Source organism: Pseudomonas yamanorum (assembly GCF_013386765.1).
In the GTDB taxonomy this organism is placed as follows: Bacteria; Pseudomonadota; Gammaproteobacteria; order Pseudomonadales; family Pseudomonadaceae; genus Aquipseudomonas; species Aquipseudomonas yamanorum_A.
Genome location: NZ_JACARE010000034.1, coordinates 364 through 17,953, shown reverse-complemented (window position 1 = coordinate 17,953; position 17,590 = coordinate 364). Strand labels below are relative to the sequence as shown.

At 61.9% G+C, this 17,590-nt stretch carries 17 protein-coding genes; 8 read left to right on the top strand and 9 right to left on the bottom strand.

The window, feature by feature from the left end:
* The first annotated feature begins 21 nt into the window (after positions 1-21).
* From HX875_RS24755 to araH, 3 genes are all read left to right on the top strand, one after another.
* A complete protein-coding gene (locus HX875_RS24755; protein WP_177046567.1) occupies positions 22-1,026 on the top strand; it encodes a substrate-binding domain-containing protein in 1,005 nt (334 codons plus the stop codon).
* 64 nt (positions 1,027-1,090) lie between these two features.
* The gene (gene araG / locus HX875_RS24750) at positions 1,091-2,623 is read left to right on the top strand and encodes an L-arabinose ABC transporter ATP-binding protein AraG (RefSeq protein ID WP_177046565.1); all 1,533 of its coding nucleotides are present in this window, start codon (positions 1,091-1,093) and stop codon (positions 2,621-2,623) included.
* A gap of 10 nt (positions 2,624-2,633) precedes the next feature.
* On the top strand, positions 2,634-3,602 hold the full coding sequence (gene araH, locus HX875_RS24745) for an L-arabinose ABC transporter permease AraH (RefSeq protein ID WP_177046563.1): 969 nt from the start codon (positions 2,634-2,636) through the stop codon (positions 3,600-3,602).
* A 45-nt stretch (positions 3,603-3,647) separates the two neighbouring features.
* Here the strand turns inward: araH and HX875_RS24740 are convergent, their stop codons facing one another.
* The gene (locus tag HX875_RS24740) at positions 3,648-4,796 is read right to left on the bottom strand and encodes an aldose epimerase family protein (RefSeq protein WP_177046561.1); all 1,149 of its coding nucleotides are present in this window, start codon (positions 4,794-4,796) and stop codon (positions 3,648-3,650) included.
* 138 nt (positions 4,797-4,934) lie between these two features.
* On the opposite strand from HX875_RS24740, the gene HX875_RS24735 reads away from it, so the two are divergent.
* The 5 genes from HX875_RS24735 (at position 4,935) to HX875_RS24715 (ending at position 9,267) form a co-directional block, all read left to right on the top strand.
* Entirely contained in the window at positions 4,935-5,717 is a 783-nt protein-coding gene (locus HX875_RS24735) for an SDR family NAD(P)-dependent oxidoreductase (RefSeq protein WP_177046558.1), read from the top strand.
* Between the two features lie 132 nt (positions 5,718-5,849).
* Positions 5,850-6,719: an isocitrate lyase/PEP mutase family protein gene (locus tag HX875_RS24730; RefSeq protein ID WP_177046556.1), complete on the top strand. Its 870-nt coding sequence runs from the start codon at positions 5,850-5,852 to the stop codon at positions 6,717-6,719.
* Between the two features lie 234 nt (positions 6,720-6,953).
* A complete protein-coding gene (gene tauA / locus HX875_RS24725) occupies positions 6,954-7,940 on the top strand; it encodes a taurine ABC transporter substrate-binding protein (protein WP_177046554.1) in 987 nt (328 codons plus the stop codon).
* Between the two features lie 2 nt (positions 7,941-7,942).
* Positions 7,943-8,776, top strand: a complete 834-nt coding sequence (gene tauD, locus HX875_RS24720) for a taurine dioxygenase (protein WP_177046552.1) — start codon at positions 7,943-7,945, stop codon at positions 8,774-8,776.
* A 14-nt stretch (positions 8,777-8,790) separates the two neighbouring features.
* Positions 8,791-9,267: an AAA family ATPase gene (locus HX875_RS24715; RefSeq protein WP_177046544.1), complete on the top strand. Its 477-nt coding sequence runs from the start codon at positions 8,791-8,793 to the stop codon at positions 9,265-9,267.
* A gap of 230 nt (positions 9,268-9,497) precedes the next feature.
* Here HX875_RS24715 and paaZ read toward each other — a convergent pair whose 3' ends face one another.
* The 8 genes from paaZ to paaA form a co-directional block, all read right to left on the bottom strand.
* Complete coding sequence (paaZ, locus tag HX875_RS24710) at positions 9,498-11,552, bottom strand: phenylacetic acid degradation bifunctional protein PaaZ (RefSeq protein ID WP_177046543.1); 2,055 nt, start codon at positions 11,550-11,552, stop codon at positions 9,498-9,500.
* Positions 11,553-11,581: 29 nt separating this feature from the next.
* Positions 11,582-13,228 (bottom strand): cation acetate symporter, encoded by a 1,647-nt coding sequence (locus tag HX875_RS24705; RefSeq protein ID WP_177046541.1) that lies wholly within the window; start codon positions 13,226-13,228, stop codon positions 11,582-11,584.
* Entirely contained in the window at positions 13,225-13,533 is a 309-nt protein-coding gene (locus HX875_RS24700; protein WP_177046539.1) for a DUF485 domain-containing protein, read from the bottom strand. Before HX875_RS24700 ends, HX875_RS24705 begins: the two co-directional genes overlap by 4 nt.
* Before the next feature lie 161 nt (positions 13,534-13,694).
* A complete protein-coding gene (paaE, locus tag HX875_RS24695; RefSeq protein WP_177046537.1) occupies positions 13,695-14,771 on the bottom strand; it encodes a 1,2-phenylacetyl-CoA epoxidase subunit PaaE in 1,077 nt (358 codons plus the stop codon).
* A gap of 33 nt (positions 14,772-14,804) precedes the next feature.
* Positions 14,805-15,338: a 1,2-phenylacetyl-CoA epoxidase subunit PaaD gene (gene paaD, locus HX875_RS24690; RefSeq protein WP_177046535.1), complete on the bottom strand. Its 534-nt coding sequence runs from the start codon at positions 15,336-15,338 to the stop codon at positions 14,805-14,807.
* Positions 15,325-16,086, bottom strand: a complete 762-nt coding sequence (paaC, locus tag HX875_RS24685) for a 1,2-phenylacetyl-CoA epoxidase subunit PaaC (protein ID WP_177046527.1) — start codon at positions 16,084-16,086, stop codon at positions 15,325-15,327. Before paaC ends, paaD begins: the two co-directional genes overlap by 14 nt.
* A gap of 8 nt (positions 16,087-16,094) precedes the next feature.
* Complete coding sequence (gene paaB / locus HX875_RS24680; protein ID WP_003208899.1) at positions 16,095-16,376, bottom strand: 1,2-phenylacetyl-CoA epoxidase subunit PaaB; 282 nt, start codon at positions 16,374-16,376, stop codon at positions 16,095-16,097.
* A gap of 27 nt (positions 16,377-16,403) precedes the next feature.
* A complete protein-coding gene (gene paaA, locus HX875_RS24675; protein WP_003208897.1) occupies positions 16,404-17,393 on the bottom strand; it encodes a 1,2-phenylacetyl-CoA epoxidase subunit PaaA in 990 nt (329 codons plus the stop codon).
* Positions 17,394-17,590: the final 197 nt, after the last annotated feature.

Genomic DNA, 17,590 nt, shown 5'->3' with positions numbered 1-17,590 from the left:
ACAACAACAAGGAGTCACCCTATGAATCGTCGTCGTGGTATCCGTTCCCTGTGCTGCGCCGCTGTGGCGGCGTCTGCGTTCAGCCTCAGCGGCCTGTTGCTGGCGGCTGAACCTGTGAAAATCGGCTTTCTGGTCAAGCAGGCCGAAGAGCCGTGGTTCCAGACCGAATGGGCCTTCGCCGAAAAGGCCGGCAAGGACAAGGGCTTTGAAGTGATCAAGATCGCCGTGCCCGACGGCGAGAAAACCCTCTCGGCCATCGACAGCCTGGCCGCCAACGGCGCCAAGGGCTTTGTGATTTGCCCGCCGGACGTGTCCCTGGGCCCGGCCATCATGGCCAAGGCCAAGGCAAACGGCTTGAAAGTGATCGCCGTGGATGACCGCTTTGTGGATGCCAAGGGCAACTTCATGGAAGACGTGCCTTACCTGGGCATGGCCGCCTTTGAAGTGGGCGAGAAGCAGGGCAGCGCCATGGCCACCGAGGCGAAAAAACGCGGCTGGGACTGGAAGGACACCTACGCGGTGATCAACACCTACAACGAACTCGACACCGGCAAGAAGCGCACCGACGGTTCGGTCAAATCCCTGAAAGCCGCCGGCATTCCAGACGACCACATCCTGTATGCGGCCCTCAAGACCCTCGACGTGCCTGGCAGCATGGACGCCACCAACTCGGCATTGGTGAAACTGCCCGGCGGCGCGAAAAACCTGATCATCGGCGGCATGAATGACAACACCGTGCTCGGCGGCGTGCGCGCCACCGAAAGCGCCGGCTTTGCCGCGGCCAATGTCATCGGTATCGGCATCAACGGCACCGACGCCATCGGCGAGTTGAAGAAAGCCAACAGCGGCTTCTTCGGTTCCATGCTGCCCAGCCCGCACATCGAGGGCTACAACACCGCGAGCATGATGTTCGAGTGGATCACCACCGGTAAGGAACCACCGAAGTACACCGCGATGGACGAGGTTACGTTGATCACCCGCGAGAACTTCAAGCAGGAGCTGGAAAAGATCGGTCTGTGGAACTGACGACCGCTGACGTTCCCCGGCGGCCCTGGTGGCGGGGCTGCCTGACCTGTGTGACGAGGTGGTTATGCACGCGCAACTGAAACAACCCGAGAGCGCCGGCGCCAGCCTGTGCTTCAACGGCATCGGCAAGACGTTTCCCGGGGTCAAGGCGCTGGACGGCATCAGCTTCAGCGCCCACCCCGGGCAGGTCCACGCCTTGATGGGCGAGAACGGCGCCGGCAAATCCACGCTGCTGAAAATCCTCGGCGGCGCCTATCAGCCCAGCAGCGGCAGCCTGCAGATCGGCGCGCACACCCTGGCCTTCAAGTGCGCGGCCGACAGCATCGCCAGCGGCGTCGCGGTGATCCACCAGGAGTTGCACCTGGTGCCGGAAATGAGCGTGGCCGAAAACCTGTTCCTCGGGCACCTGCCGGCCAGCTTTGGCTTGATCAACCGCGGTGCGTTGCGCCAGCAGGCATTGGCGTGTCTCAAGGGCCTGGCGGATGAAATCGACCCCGAGGAAAAAGTCGGGCGGCTGTCCCTGGGCCAGCGCCAGTTGGTGGAAATCGCCAAGGCGTTGTCCCGTGGCGCCCATGTGATTGCTTTCGACGAACCCACCAGCAGTTTGTCGGCGCGGGAGATCGACCGCCTGATGGCAATCATCGGTCGCCTGCGGGACGAGGGCAAAGTGGTGCTTTACGTGTCTCATCGCATGGAAGAGGTGTTCCGCCTCTGCAACGCGGTGACCGTGTTCAAGGACGGCCGCTACGTGCGAACCTTCGAGGACATGAGCAGCCTGACCCACGATCAACTGGTGACCTGCATGGTCGGTCGCGACATCCAGGACATCTACGACTACCGCCCACGTGCGCGCGGCGCGGTGGCGCTCAAGGTCAACGGCGTGCTGGGCCACGGCTTGCGTGAACCGGTGAGTTTCGAGGCCCACCAGGGCGAGATCCTCGGCCTGTTCGGGCTGGTGGGCGCCGGGCGTACCGAGTTGCTGCGGCTGCTGGGCGGCCTTGCGCGCACCACCGCCGGCAGCCTCGATTTATGCGGTGAAGCCTTGCGCCTGCGCTCACCCCGCGACGCGATCGACGCCGGCATCCTGCTGTGCCCCGAGGACCGCAAGAAGGAGGGCATCGTGCCGCTGTCCAGCGTTGCCGAGAACATCAATATCAGCGCGCGCAGTGCCCATTCGCGGTTTGGCTGGTTATTGCGCGGCCGTTGGGAGAAGGACAACGCCGCCCGGCAGATTCAGGCGCTGAAGGTCAAGACGCCCACGGCCGCGCAGAAAATCATGTACCTGTCCGGTGGCAATCAACAGAAGGCCATTCTCGGTCGCTGGCTGTCGATGCCGATGAAAGTCCTGCTGCTGGACGAGCCCACCCGGGGCATCGATATCGGCGCGAAGGCCGAGATCTACCAGATCATCCATGACCTGGCGGCCCGCGGGATTGCGGTGATCGTGGTGTCCAGCGACCTGATGGAAGTGATGGGGATTTCCGACCGGATCCTGGTGCTGTGTGAAGGCGCGATGCGCGGCGAGATGAGCCGCGAACACGCCAATGAATCCAACCTGCTGCAAATGGCCCTGCCGCGCCAACGCGCCGGGAACTGACGAGGTGACTATGACAAGCCAAAACACGGCGCTGCCCACGGCGCGCAAGCCCCTGGACCTGCGCAGCCTGCTGGACAACTGGGCGATGCTGCTGGCAGCGGTGGGGATCTTCGTGCTCTGCACCTTGCTGATCGACAACTTCCTCTCGCCCCTCAATATGCGTGGCCTGGGGCTGGCGATCTCCACCACCGGGATTGCCGCGTGCACCATGCTGTATTGCCTGGCGTCCGGGCATTTCGACCTGTCCGTAGGCTCGGTGATTGCCTGCGCCGGGGTGGTGGCAGCGATCGTGATGCGCGACACCGACAGCGTGTTCCTGGGCATCGGTGCGGCGCTGCTGATGGGCCTGGTGGTGGGATTGATCAACGGCATCGTGATCGCCAAGCTGCGGGTGAATGCGCTGATCACCACGCTGGCGACCATGCAGATCGTGCGCGGCCTGGCCTATATCTTTGCCAACGGCAAGGCGGTGGGCGTGTCCCAGGATTCGTTCTTTGTCTTCGGCAATGGCCAATTGTTGGGTGTGCCGGTGCCGATCCTGATCACCATCGTGTGCTTCCTGTTCTTCGGCTGGCTGCTCAACTACACCACTTACGGGCGCAACACGATGGCCATCGGCGGCAACCCGGAGGCGGCGTTGCTGGCGGGGGTGAACGTGGATCGCACCAAGATCATCATCTTCGCCGTGCATGGGGTGATTGGCGCCCTGGCCGGAGTGATCCTGGCTTCGCGCATGACCTCCGGCCAGCCGATGATTGGCCAGGGTTTCGAACTCACGGTGATTTCGGCCTGCGTGCTGGGTGGGGTCTCGTTGAGCGGCGGGATTGGCATGATTCGCCACGTGATTGCCGGGGTGCTGATCCTGGCGATCATCGAGAATGCGATGAACCTGAAGAACATCGATACCTTCTACCAGTATGTGATCCGGGGTTCGATCCTGCTGCTGGCGGTGGTGATTGATCGCATGAAGCAACGTTGAACCTGGTGAGAGCTGTCGAGCTTCAGCTCGACAGCTCTCACCCGTTTAGTTGGCAGAGAATTTCAGCACGGTGTTCTGGGTGTAGGTCTGGCCAGGGTCGAGGCGGGTGGACGGGAAGTTCGGCTGGTTGGGAGCGTCGGGAAAGTGTTGGGTTTCCAGGGTAAACGCGCTCCAGTGGGCGTAGGGTTTGCCACCCTTGCCCTTGATCGAACCGTCGAGGAAGTTGCTGGTATAGAACTGCACGCCGGGCTCGCTGGTATATAGCTGCAAGCGGCGCCCGGACTGCGGGTCGTGCACCTCGGCGGCCAGTTTGCCGAGGTCACCCTGGGTATCCAGCACCCAGTTGAAGTCAAAACCACCTTGTTTCGGCTCGGCGTATTTCAGCTGGGGATGATCGTCCTTGATGTGCTGGCCGATGGCGGTAGGTTTGAGAAAGTCCATCGGCGTGCCGGCCACCGGGGCCAGTTCGCCGGTGGGAATCAAGGTGCTGTTGACCGGGGTGTAATGGCTGGCATGCAGGGTGGCCAGTTGCTTGAGCACGTCACCGTTACCGGCGCCGGCGAGGTTGAAGTAACTGTGGTTGGTGAGGTTCAGCACCGTGGGTTTATCGGTGCTGGCCTTGTAGTCGATGTGCAACTCGTTGTTGTCGTTGAGGCTATAGGTGACATCGACTTTCAGGTTGCCGGGAAAACCCATCTCGCCGTCCTTCGACAAGTAGCTCAAGGTCACGCCCACCGAGTCATTCTGCTTGACCGGCTGGGCTTTCCAAACGTGCTTGTCGAAGCCCTGCGGGCCACCATGCAACGAGTTTGGCCCGTCGTTGAGGGGCACCTGGAAGCGTTTGCCGTCCAGTTCGAACGTGCCTTTGGCCAGGCGATTGCCAAAACGGCCGATGGTCGCGCCAAAGAACGCAGTGCCGGCCTGATAGCCCTGGACGTTATCGAAGCCCAGTACCACATCGGCGAACTGGCCGTGTTTGTCCGGTACCTTGAGCGACTGCAGCACAGCGCCGTAGGTGATGACCGTGGCTTGCATGCCATGGCTGTTACGCAACACGTACTGCTCGACGGCGGTGCCGTCGTTGGTCTTGCCGAAGGGTTTGTGTTCGCTGGACAAGCCAGCGGCATGAGCGCCAAGGCTGGCCATCGCCAGGGAGAGGCCAAGGCTGGTAAGCAGGAATCGGGATTGCCGCATGACTGAGCTACCTTTATTGTTGTTAATTAAATAGTTCGACTATTTATCGTATTTCGATCAAGTGCAGTGCTGATATATAGACAAAATCGCAAAATTTGCAATATAAAATAAGACTAATTAGAGCGGAGTGACCGTCACATGCACACTGAAAAACAGCCTGTCGCCCAAGCCACGTACCCGGACCTGCGGGATAAGACGGTGTTGATTTCCGGAGGGGCTTCCGGGATTGGCGAATCCATGGTGCGAGCCTTTGCACGCCAGGGTGCCAGGGTGGCGTTCGTGGACCGGGCGCAAGGGCAGGGTGACCGGTTGGCGGCGGTACTGTCGGCCGAGGGGCATAGCGTCGAGTTCGCCCATTGCGACATCACCGACGAGATTGCCTACAAGGCCGCGATCGGGCGCCTTGCGCAAACCCTGGGGCCGATCGACGTGCTGGTGAACAATGCGGCCAATGACGTTCGGCACACTCTGGATCAAATCGACTCAGAGCTGTTCGACCAACTGATTTCAGTCAACCTGAAGCACGCCTTTTTTGCCGCCCGGGCCGTGGTGCCGATGATGAAGGCGGCGGGGCACGGCTCGATCATCAACCTGGGGTCCGTCGGCTGGATGATGGCCTCCAGCGGCTACCCGGTGTACGCCGCCAGCAAAGCCGCGGCCCATGGCATGACCCGCGCCCTGGCACGGGAGCTGGGGCCCAGCCGGATCCGGGTCAATACGCTGGTGCCGGGTTGGGTGATGACCGAAAAACAACTGGCGCTGTGGGTGGACGATGCGGCCCGGGAACTGATCAGCCGCAGCCAGTGCCTGCCGGGCAGTGTGCAGCCGGAACATATCGCCAACATGGCGCTGTTTCTGGCGTCGGATGTGTCGGCGATGTGTTCGGCGCAGAATTTTATTGTGGATGGGGGGTGGGTCTGAAACGTCTCTGCCAAACGTGATCTCTAAGTTTCTCAAACGTCATCAACCATTTATTTTGGGCGTGATACGCTAGCGTTACTTTTGAATTGGCACTGGTCGTTCCCGCGTACACGGCGACAGTGAGGAGTGAACATGTCGAAAATTTCCCACCACGATCTACGGCGCTCGTTTCGCGAGTTGCTCGCCTCCCAACACTGCTTTCATACCGCTTCGGTGTTTGACCCGATGTCGGCCAGGATCGCTGCAGACCTGGGCTTTGAAGTCGGTATCCTGGGCGGTTCGGTGGCGTCGCTGCAGGTCCTGGCTGCACCGGACTTCGCGCTGATTACCCTGAGTGAATTCGTCGAGCAGGCCACCCGGATCGGCCGGGTTGCACAACTGCCGGTAATCGCCGACGCCGATCACGGCTACGGCAATGCGCTGAACGTGATGCGCACCGTGCAGGAGCTGGAGCGTGCGGGCGTTTCGGCGCTGACGATTGAAGATACCTTGCTGCCTGCGCAGTTCGGGCGTAAATCCACCGACCTCATCAGCACCGAAGAGGGCGTGGGCAAGGTCAAGGCGGCGCTGGAGGCACGGGTTGATCCGCAGCTTTCGATCATCGCCCGGACCAACGCCGCCGTGCTGCCGGTGGACGACGTTATCCATCGCACCAAGGCGTACCAAGAGGCGGGTGCAGACGGCATCTGCATGGTGGGTATCCGTGACTTCGACCACCTTGAACAGATCGCCGAAGGCCTGACGGTGCCGCTGATGCTGGTGACCTACGCCAACCCGAACCTCAATGACAACGAACGCCTGGCCAAACTGGGCGTGCGGATTGTGGTGGCCGGCCACGGCGCCTACTTCGCCTCGATCAAGGCCACCTACGACAGCCTTCGCGAACAGCGCAACCTCACCCGCAGCACGTCAAACCTGACGGCCAGCGAGTTGACCCATACCTACACCTTCCCCGATACCTACGTGAACTGGGCCAAAGAGTTCATGGACGTTCAAGAGTAAAACCCTGTAGGAGCGAGCTTGCTCGCGAAAAACTCGAGGACACCGCGTGCATTCAGGATCCCAGCGTTATCGTTGACGTTTTTCGCGAGCAAGCTCGCTCCTACAGAGGCTCTAAGCTAATTCCATAAAATTATTTATTTTATTTTTTATAGATCAATATCATCTAACTGAGTTGACCCTTGAAGAGCCGGGAACCGCGCTGCTCAAGTCTTATCCGCTCAGGAATCTATAAAAATGAAAACGCTGAAACTGGCCCGGAATCTCTTCTCGGCCGTGGGCCTCGCTGTCCTTTCCCTAAGTGCTCAATCCGCTGACCTGACCTTCGGCTACATCAACGGCATCGACCCGATCAAGCGCGCGATTGCCGATGGCGAATATGAAAAGGGCATTGGCCAGAAAATCGATTGGCGCGCATTCGATGCGGGCCCGGCCGTGTTGGCGGCGATGGCGTCCGGCGATGTACAGATCGGCAACCTGGGTTCCAGCCCGCTGGCCGCAGCGGCTTCGCGCAACATGCCGTTGGTGGCATTCATTGTCAGCGCCCAGATCCGCAGTTCCGAGGCACTGGTGGTGCGCGACGGCAGCGGGATCAAGACTCCTGACGACCTGATCGGCAAAACCATCGCCGTGCCGTTTGTCTCAACCTCCCATTACAGCCTGCTGGGTGCGCTGAAGCACTGGAACCTGGACCCGCGCAAGGTCAACATCGTCAACCTGACACCGGCGCAAATCACCGCCGCGTGGGCCCGTGGCGATATCGACGGGGCGTTTACCTGGTCGCCTGCCCTGGGAGAAATCCGCAAGACCGGCAAGATCCTCACCGACGCTGGCGAGGTTTCAAACTGGGGCGCGCCGACCTTTGAAGTGTGGGTCGCCCGCAAGGATTTCGCCGAAAAGAACCCCAAGATCGTGGCCGACTTTGCCAAGGTCAGCCTGGCAGCCATTGCCGATTATGCGGCGCATAAAAAAGACTGGACTGCCGACTCTGCCCCTGTGAAGAGCATCGCCCGGCTCACCGGGGCTAACGCTGCGGATATTCCCGAGTTGCTGGAAGGCTCTTCGTTCCCGACAGCCGCCGAACAGAAAAGCGCGCAATACCTCGCCGGCGGCACCGCCAAGGAAATCGCCAAGACCGCCGAGTTTCTGAAGGAACAGGGGAAAATCGAAAAGGTGCTGCCGGACTATTCAGCCTTTGTCAGCGACAAGTTCATCGGAGAGTAATCATGGGCCTGACGCTTCATCCCCTTGGCCCTGCCATCGGCGCCGAGGTCGAGGGGCTGGATATGTCCCTGCCTCTGACTGATCAACAGCACGACTGGGTAGAGCAAGCACTGCTGCAGCATCAGGTGTTGTTCTTCCGTAACCAGGCCATTACCCCCGCGCAGCACGTAGCGTTTGCCGCGCGGTTTGGTGATTTGCACCGGCATCCGATTTATCCGCACGTTGACCAGCACCCGGAACTGCTGCTGATCGACACCGCCGTGACCGATGTGCGCGACAACGCCATCTGGCACACCGACGTGACCTTCCTCGCCGCGCCGGCGATGGGCTCCGTATTGGCGGCCAGGCAAGTGCCGGCCTTTGGCGGGGATACGTTGTGGGCCAATGGCGTGGCGGCGTTCGAAGCGTTATCGGCCCCCATCAGGCACCTGCTTGATGGCCTGACCGCTACCCACGAGTTGACCAAGTCCTTTCCCACCGAACGGTTTGGCAGCACGCCCGAAGCATTGGAACGCTACGAAAAAGCCAGGAAGGATCACCCGCCGCTGTCACACCCGGTGGTCAGGACCCATCCCGCTACGGGTCGCAAGGCATTGTTTGTGAATGAAGGCTTCACCACGCGAATCAACGAGCTTGAGGCGGCAGAAGGTGAGGCGCTGCTGCGGCTGTTGTTCAGCCACGTGAGCCGCCCGGAATTTACCGTGCGTTGGCGGTGGAAGGCGAATGATGTAGCGTTCTGGGATAACCGCATTACCCAGCATTACGCGATTGATGATTACCGGCCGCAAAGGCGGGTGATGCACCGCGCGACGATTTTGGGTGACGTGCCTTTTTGATGGAGGATCAGTCGATGGACCTGCCCTTGGTGATCAACCCGGACGACTATCTGGAAACTGAGTTCGGCAGGGAGTTCACGCCGGAGCGAAATCGACAGGCATGGCAGCTCGCGTATGCACGGTTGAGGCACGTACTGTCGGAAGCCGAAGCGGGTGCTCATGTTTACGTGGTCATGGGCGTGCAAGGGGCTGGCAAGTCGCGCTGGGTGTCGGAGAACCTTGAGCGATTGGGGCGCGGGGCGATCGTCTTTGATGCAGCCTTGCCGGCGCGGCGTCATCGGGAGGAGCTGCTTTCCATCGTCAGGGAATATGCAATCCCGGTAACGGGCATCCTGGTGAGTGCACCCTTGGAGCTGGCGTTAGCGCGAAACGCACAACGCAGCGCTGACAAGAGAGTGCCGGAGGCAGCATTGAAAAGCGTGTTCAACATGCTTGAACCGCCTGATGAAGACGAAGGGTTTGTGCGGGCACAGACGATTGTCAGCGGCTAAAGGTATTTGCACTCTTCCCGCAGCAGCGTCCTGCGGTGTCAGTTCCCTGAGCCGCAGGCGGTCGGTGTTGATGATGGGGAAGTCGGACACTGTGGGCGTCATCTTTTGCAAAAACGATCCCTAAGGTGTGTTGTACGGCGCAAAAAATCAATCAGGCGGGATGCAAACACACTCTCCTGATCAACCGAGATCAAATGTGGAGCTGTCGAGCCCCACATTGTTCTGAGCGATCAGTCCTCGCGTTTCACCACCAACGTCAAGATGTCATAACTGGCCACCAACTCACCCAGCTGGTTGGTCACCTCCACATCCCACGCCACCACGCCTTGCGGAATGCCCTGCGGGCTCTTCTTGCCCTGGTCGATCTTGCGCTTGCAGGTCAGCCGTGCCTGGATGGTGTCGCCAATGCCCACCGGGTTGATAAACCGCAGGGTGTCCAACCCGTAGTTCGCCAACACCGGCCCCGGTGCCGGGGACACGAACAGCCCGGCCGCCGCCGACAGCACAAAATAACCATGGGCGATGCGCTTGCCGAATTGCGATTCCTTGGCGGCGATGTCGTCGAAGTGCATGTAGAAGTGGTCGCCCGACAGGCAGCCGAAGTTCACCAGGTCAGCCTCGGTGACGGTGCGGCGGTGGGTCAGCAGTGATTCGCCAATCTGCAGGTCCTGGAAGAACCGGCGGAACGGGTGCACTTCGGTCTCGATGACCTTGGCGCCGCGCACGTATTCGCCGGTGACGGCCGCCAGCATGGTGGGCGAGCCCTGGACTGCCGCGCGTTGCAGGTAGTGTTTCACCGCGCGCAAGCCGCCGAGTTCTTCGCCACCACCGGCGCGGCCCGGGCCGCCGTGTTTGAGCTGTGGCAGCGGCGAGCCGTGGCCGGTGGATTCGGCGGCGGATTCGCGGTCGAGCACCAGCAGGCGGCCGTGCCACGCAGCCGCGACTGGAATGGCTTTGGCGGCGATCTGCGGGTCTTTGGTGATCAGGCTGGCGACGAGGCTGCCTTTGCCCCGTGCGGCGAGGGCGAGGGCTTCGTCCAGGTCGTCGTAGGCCATCAAGGTGCTGACCGGGCCGAAGGCCTCGATGTCGTGGGCGCCACCCTCAGCGTGCGGGTCGCGGGCTTGCAGCAGGGTCGGGGCGAAGAAGGCGCCCTGGTTGACGTTTTCGCCGCGGGGTTCAAAGCCGTCGCGGGCGCCGAACAACATGTCGCTGCTCTGCAACAGGCTTTCCAGGCGCTCGGCCACGTCTTTCTGCTGGTCGTGGGAGGCCAGCGCGCCCATGCGCACGCCCTCCACCGACGGGTCGCCCACCACGACTTTTTTCAGGCGGTCACGCAGGCGGGTGGCGACGGCATCGATGTGTTTGGCTGGTACGATGGCGCGGCGAATGGCGGTGCATTTCTGCCCGGCCTTGGTGGTCATTTCCCGGGCGACTTCCTTGATGAACAGCTCGAACTCTTCGTCGTCCGGGCTCACGTCCGGGGCGAGGATCGCGCAGTTCAGCGAGTCGGCCTCGGCATTGAACGGCACCGAGTTGCGGATCAGGTTAGGGTTGACCCGCAGCTTGGCGGCGGTGTCGGCGGAGCCGGTGAAGGTCACCACGTCCTGGCCTTGCAGGCGGTCGAGCAGGTCGCCGGTGCTGCCGATCACCAGTTGCAGGCTGCCCGCTGGCAGCAGCCCGGATTCGTCCATCAGGCGCACCACGGCTTCGGTCAGGTAGCTGGTGGCGCTGGCCGGCTTGACGATGCACGGCATGCCCGCCAGGAAACTCGGGGCGAATTTTTCCAGCATGCCCCAGATCGGGAAGTTGAACGCGTTGATGTGCACCACCAGGCCGCCACGGGGCACCAGAATGTGCGTACCGGCGAAACTCCCCAGCTTGCTCAACTGCATTGCCGGGCCTTCGTGGACGATATTGCCCGACGGCAATTCCCGCGAACCGAGGCTGGCGTAGGTGAACAGGGTGCTGTTGCCGCCTTCGATGTCGATCCAGCTGTCGGCACGGGTCGCGCCGCTGTGGTGGGAGAGGGCGTAGAGCTGTTCCTTGCGCTCGCTCAGGTACAGGGCGATGGCCTTGAGGCGCTGGGCCCGTTGCTGGAAGTCCAGGGCCATCAGCCCGCTGACGCCCTGGCGACGGCCATGCTCGATGGCTTCGGCGAAGTCCGGGCGCTCTTCATGGGTGCGTGCCAGTTCGTGGCCGTCGATGGCGCTGCGCAGCACCTGGGCGCCGTGTTGGCCGATCCAGCGGCCAGCGATAAAACTTTGCAGGGTAGGGGCGTGAGGCATCACGATTCCTCCGGGTTGAATAAAGAGAGTTAGTGTTTGCTGGCGCCTGCGGCACCAATGCCGGTCATGGAGCGAATGAACTGCGCCAGGTAACGCCCACGCTCAATGGCGGCGCGGGGCGAGCGGTCGGTGACGGAAAAGACCCAGGCGCTGAAAAACGCCAGGCTCATGGAGAACAGGGCCGGGTTGGAGTACGGGAACAGCGCCTTGTCGTAATGCAGCACGTTGACCCACACCGCCGGGCTCAGCACCAGCAGCACGATGGCCGAGACCAGTCCGGCCAGGCTGCCGGTCACCGCGCCACGGGTGGTCAGGCCCTTCCAGTACATCGAGAGGAACAGCACCGGGAAATTCACCGAGGCGGCGATTGCCAGTACCAGGCCCGACAGAAACGCAATGTTCTGCGACTCAAACAGCAGGCCGAGGATGATCGCCAACACGCCGATGCACAGCGTGGCGATGCGCGACACGCGGATTTCCTGTTGCTCACTGGCCTGGCCCTTGCGGATCACGCAGGCATACAGGTCATGGGACACCGCCGATGCGCCGGACAACGCCAGCCCGGCCACCACGGCCAGGATGGTCGCGAAGGCCACCGCCGAAATGAACCCGAGGAACAGGTTGCCGCCCACGGCCTGGGCCAGGTGCACGGCGATCATGTTGCCGCCGCCGATGATTGCGCCATTGGCATCCCGGAAGCTCGGGTCAGTCCCCACCATGACGATGGCGCCAAAGCCGACGATGATCAGCAGCAGGTAGAAGTAGCCAATGAAACCGGTGGCGTAGAACACGCTCTTGCGCGCTTCCTTGGCGTCGCTGACGGTAAAGAAGCGCATCAGGATATGCGGCAGCCCGGCGGTGCCGAACATCATGCCCAGGCCCAGGGAAATCGCATCGATCGGGTTCGACAGCAAGCCGCCCGGCGCCATGATCGCGTTGCCTTTGGCGTGCACCGCAGTGGCGCCGGCGAACATCGCTTCGGTGCTGAAGCCAAAATGCTTGAGCACCATGAACGCCATGAAAGTGGTGCCAAACAGCAGCATCACCGCCTTGATGATCTGCACCCAGGTGGTGGCGAGCATGCCGCCGAAGGTCACGTAGAACACCATCAGCACGCCCACCAGCATCACCGCGTACAGGTAGTCGATGCCGAACAGCAGCTCGATCAGCTTGCCGGCGCCAACCATCTGCGCCACCAGGTACATCAAGGCCACGGTCAGGGTGCCGAAGGCCGAGGTCAGGCGCACCGGGGTTTGTTCCAGGCGGTAGGACACCACATCGGCAAAGGTGTACTTGCCCAGGTTGCGCAGGCGTTCGGCGATCAGGAACAGGATAATTGGCCAGCCAGCCAACACGCCCAGGGCGTAAAGCAGGCCGTCATAACCGTTGAGGAACATCATCGCCGAGATGCCGAGGAATGACGCCGCGGAGATCATGTCGCCGGCGATCGCCAGGCCATTCTGGAACCCGCTCATGCCGCCTCCGGCGGTGTAGAAATCGCTGGCGGAGCGGGTGCGCAGGGCGGCCCAACGGGTGACGCCGAGGGTGAACAGCACGAACACCAGGAACATGCCGATGGCGTTCCAGTTCAATGGCCGGGACGCGCCATCGGCGGCCACCGCCAAGTCGGTGGCCAATGCCAAAGGCAGGAGAAACCACGCCACAAGCCGACTCATACTGCGCACTCCTGCTTGAGTTTGTCGTTCAGCGGGTCGATCACATGGTTGGCGCGGTACACATAAAAGCCGGTCAGTGCGAACGCCAGCAGCACAATCACCACACCCACCAGCATGCCCACGGTGGTCACGCCGCCGCTCAACGACTGCCCGAGGGTGGCCGGGGAGAACGCCACCAACAGCACAAACCCGAAATAGATCACCAGCATGATCAGCGACAGCGACCAGTACAGGTTCTGTTTGCGGCGTACCAACTGGATGAAATCGGGATGTCGACGGATGCGTTCGATAGCGTCGGGGGTCATGGCGGTGTGCTCCTTTTTATTGTTGTTGTGGTTAAACCTGCGCCCTGTAGGAGCGAGCTTGCTCGCGAAAAACCTGAGGGCGCCGCGTTGATTCAGGCTACCCGCGTCATCGTTAACGACCTTCGCGAGCAAGCTCGCTCCTACAGGGGAGCGGTGTGTCCTTAAAGCTGATCGAAATCCAGTACCACCTTGTCGCTGACCGGGAACGCCTGGCACGACAGCACATAGCCGGCGGCCACTTCGTAGTCCTCCAGGGCGTGGTTGCTGTCCATCTCCACTTCGCCTTCGATCACCTTGCATTTGCAGGTGGAGCACACGCCGGCCTTGCACGAATACGGCAGCTCAGCGCCTTGGGCGTTGCCCGCGTCAAGAATGCTTTGGCTGTTGCGGGGCAGGTCGAAGGCGAGGGCGCGGCCATCGCTGATCACGGTGATCTGGCTGACCGCCGCATCCACTTGCCGCGCCGCTTCACGAGCCTCGCGTTTGTGCTGGCTGCCGGCGGCGGCGAACAGTTCGAAGTGAATGCGCTCCGGCGCCATGCCCTTGGCCTTGAGACTGTCGCGCACGGTTTCGGTCATTTCCTGCGGGCCGCAGATAAAGGCCGCGTCGAGGGCTTTTACGTCGAGCCAGCGGGAGAACAGTTGCTCGCATTTGTCAGCGTTGATACGGCCGTTGTAGAGGTCGACATCCTGTTGCTCGCGGCTGAACACGAAGATCAGGTTCAGGCGCTGCAGGTAGCGGTTCTTCAGGTCTTCGAGCTGTTCGCGAAACAGCGCGCCGGAGCTGGAACGGTTGCCGTACAGCAGCGTCACGCGGCTGTGGGGCTCGGTTTGCAGGGTGGTCTTGATGATCGACAGGATCGGCGTGATGCCGCTGCCGGCGGCCACCGCCAGGTAATGACCGTGGCGAGCGGGATCCAGGTCCACATGAAAATGCCCGGCGGGCGGCATCACTTCCAGGCTGTGCCCGGCCTTGAGCTGCTCATTGGCAAACGCCGAGAACCGCCCTCCGGCCACGCGCTTGATGGCGATGCGCAGTTCACCGTCATTGACCCCGGTGCAGATCGAATAAGAGCGGCGCACTTCCTCGCCATCCAGCTGGGTGCGCATCACCAGGTGCTGGCCTTGGGTGAAGTGGAAACTGTCTTGCAGGTGCTGCGGAATCTCGAAGGCGATGGACACCGCGTCACGGGTCTCGTTGCGCACATCCTTGATGGTCAGGCTATGAAATTTGCTCATTGTTGTTCTCCAACCAAGCGGGCCGCTGGCCCCTCAGATGCACTTGAAATAGTCGAACGGTTCCAGGCAGTCGCGGCAGCGGTGCAACGCTTTGCAGGCCGTGGAGCCGAACTCGCTGAGCACTTCGGTGTGGGTGCTGCCGCATTGCGGGCAGGCAATCACCGGGCTTTCGCCGAGCAGGCTGCGCTTGCTGCTACTGCCTTGGGGCGGTGCGATGCCGTAGGCCCGCAGGCGTTCGCGGCCACTGCTGGTGATCCAGTCGGTGGTCCAGGCCGGGGTCAACTTGCGTTCCAGTTGCGGCGCACGAAAACCCGCTTGCTCCAGGGCATCGCGGATATCGCCCTCGATCACTTCGGTGGCGGGGCAGCCGGAGTAAGTCGGCGTGACCACCACATGCAGATGGCCGGCCTGCCAGTCCAGGTCGCGCACTATCCCCAGGTCGACCACGCTCACCACCGGCACTTCCGGGTCCATGACCTGGGCGAGGGTGGCCCACGCCGCGGCCAGGTCGGTGGGTTGCGCCGGCCGTGCGCCCTGGTCGCTGGCGATCAGCTCACCAGGTTGCATCGGGGTACGCTCGGGGCAGGAATTGCATTTCTGCCAGCAGAATCCCCAGGTGCTCGCTGTGCAGGCCACGGCGGGCGTCCAGGTAGAAATAGCTCGCGGCCGGCGGCAGGGGCAGGGTGGCGCTGGTGAAGATCTCGCTGACCTTGGCCTGCCACGCCGCAGCCACTTGCGCCGCGTCCGGCGTGATGCTGGCGGTGTGCAGGCGCTGTTCACTGTCGTCGGCGCTGGTCAGTTCCACGGTGAACCGCCACAACTCGGGGATCGCCGCGAGCATGCGTTTGTGGCTTTCCTCGGTGCCGTCCCCCAGGCGCTCCACCCACTCGCCGGAGCGGCGCAGGTGATAGGTGACTTCCTTGACGGCCTTGGCCGCGATGCCGGCGATGCGTTCGTCGCTGGACTGGGCCAGGCCGTTCAACACCGGCAAGTGCCAGGCGTCATAGAGGAATTGCTTGAGAATGGTCACCGCGTAGTCGCCGTTGGGTTGCTCTACCAGCAGCAGGTTGCGATAGGCCCGCTCATCCCGGCGGAAGGCCAGGTGATCGGCGTCGCGCCCGTCGTCCAGCAGCTCGGCGGCGTATTCCAGCCAGTTACGCGCCTGGCCCACCAGGTCGAGGCCGACGTTCATCAGTGCCAGCTCTTCTTCCAGCGCCGGCGCGTGGCCGCACCACTGGCACAGGCGCTGGCCCTGGATCAGGGCGCTGTCGCCGAGGCGCAGCAGGTATTCGATCAGATCGGTTTTAGTGTTCATGGTCGACCTCACATGTGTCCGACTTCGGCCGGCAGCTCGTAGAAGCTGGCGTGGCGGTAGACCTTGTCATCGGCGGGGTCGAACAGCGGGTCTTTCTCGTCCGGAGACGAGGCGGTGATCAGCGCGGAAGGCACCACCCACAGGCTCACGCCTTCACTGCGCCGGGTGTACAGCTCCCGGGCGTTCTCGATGGCCATGGTGGTGTCGGCGGCATGCACGCTGCCCACATGTTTGTGATTCAGGCCGTGCTTGCTGCGCACGAAAACTTCAAACAGGGTCCATTCAGACATAACGGTGACTCCACATCAGGTGGCCGATCAGGCGGCGTTCTTGTTCTGTTTTTTACGGGCGTGGGCCACGGCGGCTTCGCGCACCCAGGCACCGTCTTCAATGGCTTTGCGGCGGGTGGCGACGCGTTCCTGGTTGCACGGGCCGTTGCCCTTGAGCACCTCGTAGAACTCGCTCCACTGGATTTCGCCGAAATCGTAATGGCCGCGTTCGGCGTTCCACTTCAGGTCCGGGTCGGGGCAGGTGCAGCCCAGCAGTTCCAGCTGCGGGATGGTCTGGTCGATAAAGCGCTGGCGCAGTTCGTCGTTGCTCTGGCGCTTGATCTTCCAGGCCATGGACTGGGCGCTGTTGGGGGAGTGTTCGTCGCTGGGGCCGAACATCATCAGCGACGGCCACCAGAGGCGGTTGATTGCGTCCTGGACCATGTCTTTTTGGGCCTGGGTGCCCTGGCGCATCATGGTCAGCAGCAGTTCGTAGCCCTGGCGCTGGTGGAAGCTTTCTTCCTTGCAGATGCGCACCATGGCCCGGGAGTAGGGGCCGTAGGAGGTGCGCTGGAGCACCACCTGGTTGACGATGGCGGCACCGTCAACCAGCCAGCCCACTGCGCCCATGTCGGCCCAGTTGAGGGTTGGGTAGTTGAAGATGCTGGAGTACTTGGCCTTGCCGCTGTGGAGCTTGGCGATTTCTTCGTCGCGGTCGGCGCCCAGGGTTTCCATGGCGCTGTACAGGTACAGGCCGTGGCCGGCTTCGTCCTGGATCTTGGCCATCAGTTGCAGCTTGCGTTTGAGGGTGGGGGCGCGGGTGACCCAGTTGCCTTCGGGCAGCATGCCGACGATTTCCGAGTGGGCGTGCTGGGAGATCTGGCGGATCAGGGTTTGACGGTAGGCGTCGGGCATCCAGTTCTTGGCTTCGATTTTGATTTCGGCGTCGATCTTTTCCTGGAAGGCGCGCTCCTGGTCGGACATCTCCGACAGGTCCTTGATGCGCTTTACTCCGGTTTCTACAAGCTGTGCGTACATGGGGGGTCTCCCGCCTTGTGTTTTGTCGTAGGCATGGAGAACTTTATAAGCGATACGGAAATTAATATCAAACACAAAATTTAGTGTCGTTATTGGGTTTTGTATCGCTTTGGGTGGGGGGTATATCCGTTATTTAGGTAACGGCGGCTTATGGTTCCGCTCTTACAGCGGGTCACTTTGCAAAAGCGGCAAAGTAA

Coding starts and splice junctions, on each gene's coding strand:
- paaZ (WP_177046543.1), bottom strand. CDS start 11,552: ATGCCTCACGCCCCTACCCTGCAAAGTTTTATCGCTGGCCGCTGGATC.
- HX875_RS24740 (WP_177046561.1), bottom strand. CDS start 4,796: ATGCGGCAATCCCGATTCCTGCTTACCAGCCTTGGCCTCTCCCTGGCG.
- HX875_RS24755 (WP_177046567.1), top strand. CDS start 22: ATGAATCGTCGTCGTGGTATCCGTTCCCTGTGCTGCGCCGCTGTGGCG.
- araH (WP_177046563.1), top strand. CDS start 2,634: ATGACAAGCCAAAACACGGCGCTGCCCACGGCGCGCAAGCCCCTGGAC.
- paaC (WP_177046527.1), bottom strand. CDS start 16,086: ATGAACACTAAAACCGATCTGATCGAATACCTGCTGCGCCTCGGCGAC.
- HX875_RS24700 (WP_177046539.1), bottom strand. CDS start 13,533: ATGACCCCCGACGCTATCGAACGCATCCGTCGACATCCCGATTTCATC.
- araG (WP_177046565.1), top strand. CDS start 1,091: ATGCACGCGCAACTGAAACAACCCGAGAGCGCCGGCGCCAGCCTGTGC.
- HX875_RS24735 (WP_177046558.1), top strand. CDS start 4,935: ATGCACACTGAAAAACAGCCTGTCGCCCAAGCCACGTACCCGGACCTG.
- paaA (WP_003208897.1), bottom strand. CDS start 17,393: ATGTACGCACAGCTTGTAGAAACCGGAGTAAAGCGCATCAAGGACCTG.
- HX875_RS24705 (WP_177046541.1), bottom strand. CDS start 13,228: ATGAGTCGGCTTGTGGCGTGGTTTCTCCTGCCTTTGGCATTGGCCACC.
- HX875_RS24730 (WP_177046556.1), top strand. CDS start 5,850: ATGTCGAAAATTTCCCACCACGATCTACGGCGCTCGTTTCGCGAGTTG.
- tauD (WP_177046552.1), top strand. CDS start 7,943: ATGGGCCTGACGCTTCATCCCCTTGGCCCTGCCATCGGCGCCGAGGTC.
- paaE (WP_177046537.1), bottom strand. CDS start 14,771: ATGAGCAAATTTCATAGCCTGACCATCAAGGATGTGCGCAACGAGACC.
- tauA (WP_177046554.1), top strand. CDS start 6,954: ATGAAAACGCTGAAACTGGCCCGGAATCTCTTCTCGGCCGTGGGCCTC.
- HX875_RS24715 (WP_177046544.1), top strand. CDS start 8,791: ATGGACCTGCCCTTGGTGATCAACCCGGACGACTATCTGGAAACTGAG.
- paaB (WP_003208899.1), bottom strand. CDS start 16,376: ATGTCTGAATGGACCCTGTTTGAAGTTTTCGTGCGCAGCAAGCACGGC.
- paaD (WP_177046535.1), bottom strand. CDS start 15,338: ATGCAACCTGGTGAGCTGATCGCCAGCGACCAGGGCGCACGGCCGGCG.